Annotated in this window: 13 protein-coding genes; 6 read left to right on the top strand and 7 right to left on the bottom strand. The window is 67.6% G+C overall.

Going from position 1 to position 12,730, the window contains the following annotated elements:
* Positions 1-16: 16 nt before the first annotated feature.
* The gene (locus BLA15945_RS32380; RefSeq protein WP_174994275.1) at positions 17-1,579 is read right to left on the bottom strand and encodes a class I adenylate-forming enzyme family protein; all 1,563 of its coding nucleotides are present in this window, start codon (positions 1,577-1,579) and stop codon (positions 17-19) included.
* A 242-nt stretch (positions 1,580-1,821) separates the two neighbouring features.
* Between BLA15945_RS32380 and ybaK the strand changes: the two genes are divergently transcribed.
* Together ybaK and plsY are read left to right on the top strand one after the other, a co-directional pair.
* Complete coding sequence (gene ybaK / locus BLA15945_RS32375) at positions 1,822-2,313, top strand: Cys-tRNA(Pro) deacylase (protein ID WP_059233369.1); 492 nt, start codon at positions 1,822-1,824, stop codon at positions 2,311-2,313.
* Between the two features lie 116 nt (positions 2,314-2,429).
* On the top strand, positions 2,430-3,068 hold the full coding sequence (plsY, locus tag BLA15945_RS32370) for a glycerol-3-phosphate 1-O-acyltransferase PlsY (protein WP_059233370.1): 639 nt from the start codon (positions 2,430-2,432) through the stop codon (positions 3,066-3,068).
* Positions 3,069-3,147: 79 nt separating this feature from the next.
* On the opposite strand, the gene BLA15945_RS32365 is transcribed toward plsY, so the two are convergent.
* The gene (locus BLA15945_RS32365) at positions 3,148-3,633 is read right to left on the bottom strand and encodes a YajQ family cyclic di-GMP-binding protein (protein ID WP_059233371.1); all 486 of its coding nucleotides are present in this window, start codon (positions 3,631-3,633) and stop codon (positions 3,148-3,150) included.
* 137 nt (positions 3,634-3,770) lie between these two features.
* Here BLA15945_RS32365 and murB point away from each other — a divergent pair, with 137 nt between their 5' ends.
* A complete protein-coding gene (murB, locus tag BLA15945_RS32360) occupies positions 3,771-4,820 on the top strand; it encodes a UDP-N-acetylmuramate dehydrogenase (protein WP_174994274.1) in 1,050 nt (349 codons plus the stop codon).
* A gap of 88 nt (positions 4,821-4,908) precedes the next feature.
* Here the strand turns inward: murB and argF are convergent, their stop codons facing one another.
* Complete coding sequence (argF, locus tag BLA15945_RS32355) at positions 4,909-5,838, bottom strand: ornithine carbamoyltransferase (protein WP_059233373.1); 930 nt, start codon at positions 5,836-5,838, stop codon at positions 4,909-4,911.
* Between the two features lie 413 nt (positions 5,839-6,251).
* On the opposite strand from argF, the gene BLA15945_RS32350 reads away from it, so the two are divergent.
* Positions 6,252-6,572 (top strand): DUF3579 domain-containing protein, encoded by a 321-nt coding sequence (locus BLA15945_RS32350; RefSeq protein ID WP_048245154.1) that lies wholly within the window; start codon positions 6,252-6,254, stop codon positions 6,570-6,572.
* A 148-nt stretch (positions 6,573-6,720) separates the two neighbouring features.
* On the opposite strand, the gene rpsT is transcribed toward BLA15945_RS32350, so the two are convergent.
* Positions 6,721-6,993: a 30S ribosomal protein S20 gene (gene rpsT, locus BLA15945_RS32345; RefSeq protein WP_059233374.1), complete on the bottom strand. Its 273-nt coding sequence runs from the start codon at positions 6,991-6,993 to the stop codon at positions 6,721-6,723.
* Between the two features lie 305 nt (positions 6,994-7,298).
* Here rpsT and murJ point away from each other — a divergent pair, with 305 nt between their 5' ends.
* Together murJ and BLA15945_RS32335 are read left to right on the top strand one after the other, a co-directional pair.
* Positions 7,299-8,849: a murein biosynthesis integral membrane protein MurJ gene (gene murJ, locus BLA15945_RS32340; protein ID WP_059233375.1), complete on the top strand. Its 1,551-nt coding sequence runs from the start codon at positions 7,299-7,301 to the stop codon at positions 8,847-8,849.
* Between the two features lie 8 nt (positions 8,850-8,857).
* Positions 8,858-9,700: a SirB1 family protein gene (locus BLA15945_RS32335; RefSeq protein ID WP_059233376.1), complete on the top strand. Its 843-nt coding sequence runs from the start codon at positions 8,858-8,860 to the stop codon at positions 9,698-9,700.
* 65 nt (positions 9,701-9,765) lie between these two features.
* Here BLA15945_RS32335 and BLA15945_RS32330 read toward each other — a convergent pair whose 3' ends face one another.
* From BLA15945_RS32330 to kdsB, 3 genes are all read right to left on the bottom strand, one after another.
* Positions 9,766-10,524 carry an SDR family NAD(P)-dependent oxidoreductase gene (locus BLA15945_RS32330; protein ID WP_059233377.1) on the bottom strand — a complete coding sequence of 253 codons (759 nt, stop codon included), beginning with the start codon at positions 10,522-10,524 and terminating at the stop codon, positions 9,766-9,768.
* A gap of 437 nt (positions 10,525-10,961) precedes the next feature.
* Positions 10,962-11,624 (bottom strand): adenylate kinase, encoded by a 663-nt coding sequence (gene adk, locus BLA15945_RS32325; protein WP_059233378.1) that lies wholly within the window; start codon positions 11,622-11,624, stop codon positions 10,962-10,964.
* 208 nt (positions 11,625-11,832) lie between these two features.
* Complete coding sequence (kdsB, locus tag BLA15945_RS32320) at positions 11,833-12,624, bottom strand: 3-deoxy-manno-octulosonate cytidylyltransferase (protein WP_059233379.1); 792 nt, start codon at positions 12,622-12,624, stop codon at positions 11,833-11,835.
* Positions 12,625-12,730: the final 106 nt, after the last annotated feature.

Genomic DNA, 12,730 nt, shown 5'->3' with positions numbered 1-12,730 from the left:
CGCGCAGCGGCCGGCGTCAGACCAGCTCGCGCAGCTTGTGCTTCAGCACTTTGCCGGTCGATGCGGCCGGCAGCGCATCGAGCACGCGGATGTACGCAGGGCGCTTGTAAGGCGTGAGCCGCTCCGCGCACCACGCGTGCAACGCGGCTTCGTCCGCGGTCGCGCCCGGCACCAGCTCGACGAACGCGAGCACTTCCTCGTTGCCCTCGACCGCGCGGCCGATCACGGCCGCCTGCACGACGTCCGGATGCGCATTCAGCACTTGCTCGACCTCGACCGGATACACGTTGAAGCCCGACCGGATGATCAGTTCCTTGCTGCGGCCGGCGATCGTCACCGCGCCGTCCGGCTCCTGCCGCGCGAGATCGCCGGTGCTCAGCCAGCCGTCCGGCGACACGGCGGCGCGCGTCGCGTCCGCGTTGCGGTAGTAGCCGAGCATCACGTTCGGCCCGCGCACGCGGATCTCGCCGACGTCGCCCGGCGCCACGTCGGTGCCGTCAGGCGCGACGATCCGCATGTCGACGCCCGGAATCGGCACGCCGACCGAACTGTCGGCCCGCGGCGCGCCGAGCGGCGTCTGCGTGATCGTCGGGCTGCTTTCGGTCATCCCGTAGCCGTTGTGCAGCGGCACGCCGTACTGACGCTCGACGCGCGCCTTCAGGTTCGCGTCGAGCGGCGAGCCGCCCGAATACGCGAAGCGCAGGCGCGGCGCATGCCACGTGTGGCCGTGCGTGTGCAGGTGCTCGAGCAGCTTCGCGTGCATCGCGGGCACGCCCTGGAAGATCGTCACGCCTTCGTCGGCGAGCGCGACGCGCACGGCCTCCGGCGAGAAGCGCGGCGCGAGCCGCAGCGTCGCGCCTGCGTACAGGCTGCCGAGGCAGACCGACGCGAGCCCGTACACGTGCGACACGGGCAGCACCGTGTAGACGACGTCGTCGGGCGACACGCGGCGCAGCGTGCTCGACGTTGCGGCGATGAACAGCAGGTTGCGGTGCGACAGCATCACGCCTTTCGGTGTGCCCGTCGTGCCGGTCGTGTAGATCAGCGCCGCGCATTGTGTGGCGCCGTCTGCCGTGACCGGTTCGGCGGGCGCGCTCGCGTCGACGCGATACGACCACGCGCCGATGTCGACCGGCAGCGCGCCGGCGGGTGTCGCGCCGAGCCGCGCGGCATGCGCGCGCGCGTCGGGCGATGCGTCCGTCGCGAATGCGGCCAGCTTCGGGCGCGCATGCGCGGCGATCGCATCGAGTTCGCCGGCGGACAGCCGCGCGTTCGACACGAGCGCCCACGCGTCGAGGCGGGCCACCGCGAACAGCAGCACGATCTGCGCGACGCAGTTTTCCGCGACGATCATGACGCGGTCGCCGCCTTGCACGCCGAGGCTCGCGAGCCGCGCGGCCGCCGCATCGACGGCCTGCGCCAGCTCGCCGTACGTCAGGCGGCGCGCGTCTTCGATCAGCGCCGGGTGCGCGGGCGCCTGTGCGGCCCAGCGCGCGGGCACGTCGGCGATGCGGCGCGGCAGCGCGGCGAGCAGGGCGTCGACGTCGAGCGACTCGGACGAACGAATGGGCGAGGACATGGCGTCTCCAGAAAAGGGCGCCGGGCGGCGGCGCGACGTTGTTTGCGAACGATCGTGCCATGACGTCGCGCGCGCGACAATCGGCCAATCGGGCAATAGCCCTTCGCGATGTCCGCAATGATGGCGGGCGGAATCGGGGCGGCGGCTCAGGCGGCCGTCCGGCGGAAAACGGGCCGCGAGTATACCGCCGGCCTGCGCACGTCGCCGCCCGCCTGCCGGTCGTTCGCCATTAAAATGCCGCCATGAGCAAATCCAGACACGTGTCCGAAACCCCCGCGACCCAGCTGTTGCGCCGCCATGGCGTGGCGTTCGGCGAGCATCCGTACGACTACGTCGAGCACGGCGGCACCGGCGAATCGGCGCGCCAGCTCGGCGCGGACGAGCACTGCGTCGTGAAGACGCTCGTGATGGAAGACGAACACGCGAAGCCGCTGATCGTGCTGATGCACGGCGACCGTACCGTGTCGACGAAGAACCTTGCGCGGCAGATCGGCGCGAAGCGCGTGGAACCGTGCAAGCCCGAGGTCGCGAACCGCCATTCGGGCTATCTCGTCGGCGGCACGTCGCCGTTCGGTACGCGCAAGACGATGCCCGTCTACGTCGAGGCGACGATCCTCGAATTGCCGACGATCTACCTGAACGGCGGCCGCCGCGGCTACCTCGTCAGCCTCGCGCCGGCGGTACTCGTATCGCTGCTCGGCGCGCAGCCCGTGCAGTGCGCGAGTGTCGACTGAGGGTTTCACCTTCGTGGCACCCCGCGCCCGTTCGGTAGAATGGGCGCCGTTTCGGCTTGCCGGCTTGCCGCGCACGGCCGTCCCTTTACCGATACGTTGAAAGAAGAGTCCTCCGCATGCAGATCCTGCTCGCCGCCCTCGTTGCCTACCTGATCGGTTCGGTGTCGTTCGCCGTTGTCGTCAGTTCTGCGATGGGCCTGGCCGACCCGCGTTCGTACGGGTCGAAGAATCCCGGCGCGACCAACGTGCTGCGCAGCGGCAACAAGAAGGCCGCAATCCTGACGCTCGTTGGCGACGCGTTCAAGGGCTGGTTTGCCGTCTGGCTCGCACGACGCCTGGGCCTGCCCGACGTCGCGGTCGCGTGGGTTGCGATCGCCGTGTTCCTCGGCCACCTGTATCCGGTGTTCTTCCGCTTCCAGGGCGGCAAGGGCGTCGCGACCGCGGCCGGCGTGCTGCTCGCCGTGCACCCGGTGCTCGGGCTCGCGACTGCGCTGACCTGGCTGATCGTCGCGTTCTTCTTCCGCTATTCGTCCCTTGCGGCGCTGGTGGCAGCCGTGTTCGCGCCGGTGTTCGACGTGTTCCTGTTCGGCACGGGCCACAACCCGGTCGCGTGGGCCGTGCTCGCGATGAGCGTGCTGCTCGTGTGGCGTCACCGCGGCAACATTTCGAAGCTGCTCGCGGGGCAGGAGAGCCGGATCGGCGACAAGAAGAAGGCGGCCGCGGACGGCGGCGCGCAGGACGGCGGGAAAGCCTGAGAAAGCGCGGCGCTTGCCGCGCGCCGGGCGCGCCGCGCATGCGGGGCCCGGCCGAATGACGTGACGGATCGGCTGGCGATCAGTCGCGGAAGTTGTTGAAGTCGAGCGGCGTGTCGGTCACGTCCTTGCGCAGCATCGCGATCACGTTCTGCAGGTCGTCGCGCTTCGTGCCGGCCACGCGCACCGCGTCGCCCTGGATGCTCGCCTGCACCTTGATCTTGCTGTCCTTCACGAGGCGCACGATCTTCTTCGCGAGATCGCCGCTCACGCCCTTCTTCACGGTGACGATCTGCTTGACCTTGTCGCCGCCGATCTTCTCGACCTTGCCGTAGTCGAGGAAGCGCACGTCGACGTTGCGCTTGGCCAGCTTGCTGATCAGCACGTCCTTGACCTGGCCGAGCTTGAAATCGTCGTCGGCGAACAGCGTCAGCTCGCGTTCCTTCTGCTCGACGCGCGCGTCGGAGCCCTTGAAGTCGAAGCGCGTCGAAATTTCCTTGTTCGACTGCTCGATGGCGTTCTTCACTTCGATCATGTTCGCTTCGGAAACGACGTCGAACGATGGCATGGCATTCTCCCTTGAGATGCGGGCACCCGGCTCGCGCGCGGGCACTCGCTATAATTGCGGACTGTTTGCCATTTTACCGATGCCCCTCCGTTTGCCCAAGACCGGCCGTTTGCCGGACCGGGCCGACGTGACCGCGAATGCCGATGCCTCCTGACGATTCCACCCTGTCGCTGCTTCCCGACCATGCGCTTGCCGCGCACAACACGTTCGGCATCGCCGCGCGCGCGCGCTTTGCCGCGCGCGTCACGCACGCGGCGCAGTTCGAGGCGCTGCACCGCGACCCGCGCGTCGCGAACCTGCCGCAGCTCGTGCTCGGCGGCGGCAGCAACGTCGTGTTCACGCGCGATTTCGACGGCGTCGTGCTGCTCGACGAGATCGCCGGCCGCCGCGTCGTGCGCGAGGACGGCGACGCGTGGTACGTCGAGGCCGGCGGCGGCGAGAACTGGCACGCATTCGTCGCATGGACGCTCGAGCACGGGATGCCGGGCCTCGAGAACCTCGCGCTGATCCCAGGCACCGTCGGCGCCGCGCCGATCCAGAACATCGGCGCATACGGCCTCGAAATGAAGGCGTATTTCGATTCGCTGGTCGCGGTCGAACTGGCGACGGGGCGCAGCGAGCGCTTCGACGCCGCGCGCTGCGCGTTCGGCTACCGCGACAGCTTCTTCAAGCGGGACGGGCGTGGCCGGTTCGCGATCGTATCGGTGACGTTCCGTCTGCCGAAACAATGGACGCCGCGGCTCGGCTACGCGGACGTCACGCGCGAGCTCGACGCGCGCGGCATCGCACCCGATGCGGCGACGCCGCGCGACGTGTTCGACGCAGTCGTCGCGATTCGCCGCGCGAAGCTGCCCGACCCGCTCGTGCTCGGCAACGCGGGCAGTTTCTTCAAGAATCCGGTGATCGACGCCGCGCAGTTCGAGGCGCTGCGCGCCCGCGCCCTCGAAGTCGTGTCGTATCCGCAGCCGGACGGGCGGGTCAAGCTCGCGGCCGGCTGGCTGATCGACCGCTGCGGCTGGAAGGGCCGCGCACTCGGCGCGGCGGCCGTGCACGACCGGCAGGCGCTCGTGCTCGTCAATCGCGGCGGCGCGACGGGCGCCGACGTGCTCGCGCTGGCGCAGGCGATCCAGGCCGACGTGCGCGCGCACTTCGGCGTCGAACTGGAGGCGGAACCGGTCTGCCTGTAGCGCGGGCACGGCACCGTTTTCCGCGCGCCCAAACAAAAAGCGCCGATCGTCGATCGGCGCTTTTTTTACGCGTGTGCGTTCCGGCGCGTCAGTGCTTGAGGCGGCCGAGCAGCAGGAACTCCATCAGCGCCTTCTGCACGTGCAGGCGGTTTTCCGCTTCGTCCCACACGACGCTCTGCGGGCCGTCGATCACGCCGGCCGTCACTTCCTCGCCGCGGTGTGCGGGCAGGCAGTGCATGAAGAGCGCGTCCGGGTTCGCGTGACCCATCATTTCCTCGTCGACGCACCAGTCGGCAAACGCCTGCATGCGTGCCTCGTTCTCGGCCTCGAAACCCATGCTCGTCCACACGTCGGTGGTGACGAGATCGGCGCCCTTGCAGGCTTCGTTCGGATCGTCGAACACCTCGTAGAACGGCGCGCTGCCGGGCGACACGAGCTTCATGTCGAGCGCATAGCCGGGCGGCGTGGACAGGCGCAGCTTGAAGCCGAGGATCTGCGCGGCTTCGATCCACGTGTAGAGCATGTTGTTCGCGTCGCCGACCCACGCGACGGTCTTGCCGGCGATCGGGCCGCGGTGCTCGTAGTACGTGAAGATGTCGGCGAGCACCTGGCACGGGTGGTAGTCGTTCGTCAGGCCGTTGATCACCGGCACGCGGGAGTTTTCCGCGAAGCGGGTGATGACCTCCTGCTCGAACGTGCGGATCATGATGATGTCGACCATCCGCGAGATGACCTGCGCGGAATCCTCGACGGGTTCGCCGCGGCCGAGCTGCGTGTCGCGCGTGCTCATGAAGACGGCGTGGCCGCCGAGCTGGAAGATCCCGGCCTCGAACGACAGGCGCGTGCGCGTCGAGCTCTTCTCGAAGATCATCGCGAGCGTGCGGTCGTGCAGCGGGTGATAGGTCTCGTAGTTCTTGAACTTGCGCTTCAGGATACCCGTGCGTTCGAGCACGTACTCGTAGTCTTCCAGCGAGAAATCCTTGAACTGCAGGTAGTGACGAATGGTTTTGGCGGTCATGAAGCGAAATACGGCGGGTTTCACCCGGCAGCGAGGCCGGACGGCGCCGCCGTCGGGTGTGGATAACTCAAAGCAGCATAAAGGATTTTCTGTGCTTTGACGAGCCGTGGCACGAAGCGGGGCACGATCGCGACAGGGGGCGGACGGCGCGGGAAGGAGGCCGTCGGGACGACGCGCGATGGCGCGCTGCGGTATAATTCGAAAGTTTTCTCCAGCCCGGCAGGCAAGGCTTTTCGCGCTCTGCCGGACACAAGCCGTGCGCTGCACAAATCCGGTGCAGTCTACCGGCGGCGCGCATCGACGTCCCGTTTTGGGGATATCGGAATGCTTGTGCCGCCGTCCGTTCCAGCTTTGTGTTCGCGTATCCAGGCGCCGTTGCCTGGACATCGCCGGGCCGTCACTTGGGTAACCACATGGCTGAAACCCCTCCGACCGAATTCTTCATCCAGGGCATCACGAAAGACGGGAAAAAGTTTCGCCCGAGCGACTGGTCGGAACGTCTGGCCGGTGTGATGGCCTGCTTCGGGCCGGGGGCGAGCGGGCCGAATGCGCGTCTCAAGTATTCGCTGTACGTGCGCCCGACGATGCTCGGCGACCTGAAATGCGTGATCCTCGATTCGCGGCTGCGCGACATCGAACCGATGGCTTTCGATTTCGTGCTGAATTTCGCGAAGGACAACAACCTCGTCGTCACCGAGGCGTGCGAATTGCCGGACTACAGCGCGAAGAAGTAAGGCCGGCCGGCGAGGGCGCATGCGCTCGCCGCGGCAAAACCCGTCGCCCGCGTGATGCGCAGGCGACAGGCAACAAAAAAGCCCGCCTAGGCGGGCTTTTTTGCGATCGCAGGAAACAGGAACGCCCGCGCGAGCGGGCGCACCGGATTTACGCTGCTGCCTGCAGACCCTTGACGGCTGCGGCCAGGCGGCTCTTGCTGCGAGCGGCCTTGTTCTTGTGAACGATCTTCTTGTCGGCGATCGTGTCGATCGTCTTAACGGCAGCCTTGAACAGCTCGGCAGCCTTTGCCTGGTCGCCGGCGTCAACAGCCTTGCGAACCGACTTGATCGCGGTACGGAATTTCGAGCGCAGCGCCGAGTTGTGCGAGTTTGCCTTCGCGGCCTGGCGGGCGCGCTTGCGTGCTTGTGCGGAGTTAGCCATGACGGTTCCTTATCCTGTCCTGTTTCCAGAGCTTGGAGCCTGACGGCCAAGCGCTGCTTTTCGATCCGTCCCCTGAGAACGATTGCCCAGGGGCGCATAAAAAAACGGTGATTTTAACCGAGGCAGGGACATGAAAACGGCAGTTGCCGTGCATGTACGAGCCCAGAAACCGGCGATTATAGCAACAAAATCAAGCGAGTGGCAAGTTCGAAGTGACATTCGCCGGACGGAGTGCCGGCGGCGTGCGCGCTTTTCGGCATCACGCCGCTGGCCGGGTCGCGCAACGTCCGTATAATAAGCGCCCCATGAATCTATTCCGAGCCCTGCTGACGGTCAGCGGCTTCACGCTGCTGTCGCGCGTGACCGGACTGGCCCGCGAGACGCTGATCGCCCGTGCGTTCGGTGCCAGTCAATATACCGACGCGTTCTACGTCGCCTTCCGCATTCCGAACCTGCTGCGCCGCCTGTCGGCCGAAGGCGCGTTCTCGCAGGCGTTCGTGCCGATCCTCGCCGAGTTCAAGAACCAGCAGGGGCACGATGCGACGAAGGCGCTCGTCGACGCGATGTCCACCGTGCTCGCGTGGGCGCTTGCCGTGCTGTCGGTCGCCGGGATCGCCGGCGCGTCGTGGGTCGTGTTCGCGGTCGCGTCCGGCCTGCACAAGGATGGCCAGGCGTTCCCGCTCGCGGTCACGATGACGCAGATCATGTTCCCGTACATCGTGTTCATCTCGCTGACGACGCTCGCGTCCGGCGTGCTCAACACGTACAAGAGCTTCTCGCTGCCCGCGTTCGCGCCGGTGCTGCTCAACGTCGCGTTCATCGGCGCGGCCGTGTTCGTCGCGCCGCACCTGAAGGTGCCGGTCTATGCGCTCGCGTGGGCCGTCATCGTCGGCGGCGTGCTGCAGTTCCTCGTGCAGCTGCCGGGCCTGAAGAAGATCGACATGGTGCCGCTGATCGGCCTGAACCCGCTGCGCGCGCTGCGTCACCCGGGCGTGAAGCGCGTGCTCGCGAAGATGGTGCCCGCGACGTTCGCGGTGTCGGTCGCGCAGCTGTCGCTGATCATCAACACCAACATCGCGTCGCGGCTCGGGCAGGGCGCCGTGTCGTGGATCAACTACGCCGACCGCCTGATGGAATTCCCGACGGCGCTGCTCGGCGTCGCGCTCGGCACGATCCTGCTGCCGAGCCTGTCGAAGGCCCACGTCGACGCCGATTCGCACGAGTATTCGGCGCTGCTCGACTGGGGGCTGCGCGTCACGTTCCTGCTCGCGGCGCCGAGCGCGCTCGCGCTGTTCTTCTTCGCGACGCCGCTCACCGCGACGCTGTTCAACTACGGCAAGTTCGACGCGCATACCGTCACGATGGTCGCGCGGGCGCTCGCCACCTACGGGATCGGCCTCGTCGGCATCATCCTGATCAAGATCCTCGCGCCTGGCTTCTATGCGAAGCAGGACATCAAGACGCCCGTGAAGATCGCGATCGGCGTGCTGATCGTCACGCAGATCTCGAACTACGTGTTCGTGCCGCTGATCGGCCATGCGGGCCTCACGCTGAGCATCGGCGTCGGCGCGTGCCTGAACTCGCTGCTGCTGTTCATCGGGCTGCGCAAGCGCGGCATCTACCAGCCGTCGCCGGGCTGGCTGCGCTTCTTCGTGCAGCTCGTCGGCGCGACGCTCGTGCTCGCGGGCCTGATGCACTGGTGCTCGATCAGCTTCGACTGGACCGGGATGCGCGCGCAGCCGCTCGACCGCATTGCGCTGATGGCCGCGTGCCTCGTGCTGTTCGCTGCACTATATTTCGGTATGTTGTGGGTGATGGGCTTCAAATACGCTTACTTCAGAAGGCGCGCCAAGTGACGACCGCAATGACCCGCGTCCTCGACTACTTCAGCACGCTCGTGGCGGACGACGACAGCCTGCCCGTCACGGAGGCCGCGCTGTCGCTGGCGCAGGACGCGTATCCCGACCTCGACCTGCAGGGCACGCTGGCCGAACTCGACATGCTGGCGGCGCGGCTGCGCCGGCGCTTCACTGACGATGCGGACCTGAAAGGCCGCGTCGCCGCGCTGAACGATTTCTTTTTCCGCGAGCTCGGCTTCGCGTGCAATCACAACGATTACTACGACCCCGATAACAGCCACCTGAACGCCGTGCTGAAACGGCGGCGCGGGATTCCGATCTCGCTGTCGGTGCTGTATCTGGAGCTCGCCGAGCAGGTCGGCGTGCCGGCGCGCGGCGTATCGTTCCCCGGCCATTTCCTGCTGCGCGTGACGCTGCCGGACGGCGATCTGATCATCGATCCGACCAATGGCCATTCGCTGTCCGAAGCCGAGATGGTCGAGATGCTCGAGCCGTACGTCGCGCGTGCGGCCGGTGCGGTCGACAGCGCGTTGCGCGCGCTGCTGCAACCGGCGACGAGCCGCGAGATCATCGCGCGGATGCTGCGCAACCTGAAGACGATCTATCTGCAGACGGAACGCTGGCAGCGGCTGCTCGCGGTGCAGCAGCGGCTCGTGATCCTGTTGCCCGAGCAGCTCGACGAGGTGCGCGACCGCGGCTTCGCGTATGCGCGGCTCGATTACCTGCGCCCCGCGCTCGAGGATCTCGAGCAGTATCTCGGCGAGCGGCCGGAAGCGGACGACGCGACCGTCGTCGAGTCGCAGGTGAGCGAATTGCGGCAGCGGATGCAGCGCGACGGCGAGGACTGAGCCGCGATCGAGCCGTTGCCGGAACCGGAAAAAACGCCTGCATCGCGGGCGTTTTGCTTGGGTGCTTACTTCGGCTGCATCCGGATCGCGCCGTCGAGGCGGATCACTTCGCCGTTGAGCATGGGATTCTCGACGATCTGGCGCACCAGCATCGCATATTCGGCCGGCTTGCCGAGCCGCGGCGGGAACGGCACCATCGCGCCGAGCGCGTCCTGCACGTCCTGCGGCATGCCGAGCAGCATTGGCGTCTCGAACAGGCCGGGCGCGATCGTCATCACGCGGATGCCGCTGCGCGACAGGTCGCGCGCGATCGGCAGCGTCATGCCCGCGACGCCGGCCTTCGACGCCGCATAGGCGGCCTGGCCGATCTGGCCGTCGAAGGCGGCGACCGACGCGGTGCTGACGATCACGCCGCGCTCGCCTTCCGCGGTCGGCGCGGTCGCGGCCATTGCGGCGGCCGCGAGCCGGATCATGTTGAACGTGCCGATCAGGTTCACGTTGATCGTCTTCGCGAACACGTCGAGCGGATGCGCGCCGTCCTTGCCGACGGTTTTCGCGGCCGGCGCGATGCCTGCGCAGTTCACGAGGCCGCGCAGCGTGCCCGCGTGCGTTGCCGCGTCGACGGCTGCTTGCGCGTCGGCCTCGCTCGACACGTCGCAGCGGACGAATACGCCGCCCAGCTCGGTTGCGAGCGCGGTGCCCGCCGCTTCGTTCAGGTCGGCGAGCACGACCGTGCCGCCGGCCTGCGCGAGCATCCGCGCGGTGCCGGCGCCGAGGCCCGATGCACCGCCGGTGATCAGAAAGACGTTGCCGCGAATGTCCATGACTTTCTCCGGTGTCGACCGCCCTTGGCGCTTCAGCGCCTAGGGAGGTCCCATGCAAAGCGTCGACCGCCCTTGGCGCTTCAGCGCCTAGGGAGGTCCCATGCAAAGCGTCGACCGCCCTTGGTGCTTCAGCGCCTAGGGAGGTCCCATGCAAAGCGTCGACTGCCCTTGGCGCTTCAGCGCCTAGGGAGGTCCCATGCAAAGCGTCGACTGCCCTTGGTGCTTCAGCGTTTAGGGAGGTCCCATGCAAAGCGGTTGTTCCGTCCGATGTTGCCCCATCGGCTGAAAAGCCGGTGCGCCGCGAGGGCGGGGCACGCGCTCGACCGATTGTACGGGGTGCCATCGCGCGGCGGCGACACCGGTGTGGTCGTGCGCATCCCGTCCGCGCAAAAAAAAGCCGCCCGGAAAGGGCGGCTTGCGGGTGCGCGACGCGCTGCTTACTTCAGTGCGTCAAACGCGCGCTCGCGGATTTCCTCGACGGCGCCGAGGCCCGAGATCTTGCGATACTGCGGTGCCTTCAGGCCGTTTTCTTCACCGCGCTGCGCCCAGTCGCCGTAGTACGTGATCAGCGGCTTGGTCTGCGCTTCGTACACTTCGAGACGCTTCTTGACGGTTTCTTCCTTGTCGTCGTCGCGCTGGATCAGCGGTTCGCCCGTCACGTCGTCGTGGCCTTCGACCTTCGGCGGGTTGAACTTGACGTGGTACGTGCGGCCCGATGCCGGGTGCGTGCGGCGGCCGCTCATGCGCTCGATGATTTCCGAGAACGGGACGTCGATCTCGAGCACGTAGTCGATCGCGACACCGGCTTCCTTCATCGCGTCAGCCTGCGCGATCGTGCGCGGGAAGCCGTCGAACAGGTAGCCGTTCGCGCAGTCGGATTCCTTCAGGCGTTCCTTGACGAGGCCGATGATCAGCGCGTCCGGCACGAGCTTGCCGGCGTCCATGTAGCCCTTCGCCTCGACGCCGAGCGGCGTGCCGGCCTTTACGGCCGCGCGCAGCATGTCGCCCGTCGAGATTTGCGGGATGCCGAATTTTTCCTTGATGAAGTTTGCCTGGGTGCCCTTTCCCGCGCCGGGCGCGCCCAACAGGATCAAACGCATGGTGATATCTCCAAGTATGTAGATTCGTGTGGCGAGACACAAAGGCGTCGGCGACGGCGGGCGCGGGGCTTGCCTGGCGCGTGGCGGACCGGTCTGATGCGGCGCGTCGGCTTGGGCGACGCGCGGCTGCCGGCAGGGCCGCGGGCGGGGTCAAGCGAGGACGCGCTGGTCGCGGACGGCTCGCACAATCGCCTGATTATGCCACGGGTTATTTTGAACCCGGCTGAAAAAGGGCCTGCACGCGCGCGAGATCGGCCGGCGTGTCGATTCCGGCTTCGGGCGCGGACTCGGTGATCAGCACTGCGATACGCTCGCCGTGCCACAGCGCGCGCAGCTGTTCGAGCTGCTCGGCCTGTTCGATCGGCGCCTGCGCGAGCGACGGATAGGTGCGCAGGAAACGCGCGCGATACGCATAGAGCCCGATGTGCCGGTAGACCGGGAAGGCCGGCGCCGGCATGGCTGCGACGTCCGGCCAGTGCGGCTGGTACGCGTCGCGGCTCCACGGAATCGGCGCACGCGAGAAGTACAGCGCGACGCTCTGCGCATCGAGCGCGACCTTCACGACGTTCGGGTTGAACACGTCGGCCGCGTCGTGGATCGGGTGGGCGGCGGTCGCGATCGCGCAGGCCGGATGCGCGGCCAGGTGCGACGCCACGTCGCGCACCAGCACGGGGTCGATCAGCGGTTCGTCGCCCTGCACGTTGACGACGACGGTGTCGTCGCTCCACCCGAAGGCCGCTGCCACTTCCGCGAGCCGGTCGGTGCCGGACGGATGGTCGGCCCGCGTGAGCACCGCTTCGAAGCCGTGATCGCGCGCCGCGTCGAGCACGCTCTGCGCGTCGGAGGCGACGAGCACCTGCTGCGCGCCCGCTTCGCGCGCGCGCTCGGCGACGCGCACGACCATCGGCTTGCCGCCGAGATCGGCGAGCGGCTTGTTCGGGAGTCGCGTCGACGCGAGCCGGGCGGGGATGACGGCGATGAAGGGTTGCGGGTGAGTCATCGGGGAGCGGTGAGAAAGACGGGGCGGGCGACGCCGGGAGCCGGTCGCCCGGCGGGGGCGGCGGCCCGGCCGGGGCCGGGCCGCCTGTTTCGAATCGTTGCGCCGT

Source organism: Burkholderia arboris, from assembly GCF_902499125.1.
In the GTDB taxonomy this organism is placed as follows: Bacteria; Pseudomonadota; Gammaproteobacteria; order Burkholderiales; family Burkholderiaceae; genus Burkholderia; species Burkholderia arboris.
The sequence above is the reverse complement of the archived record's forward strand: the minus strand, read 5'-3'. Positions and strand labels throughout refer to the sequence as shown.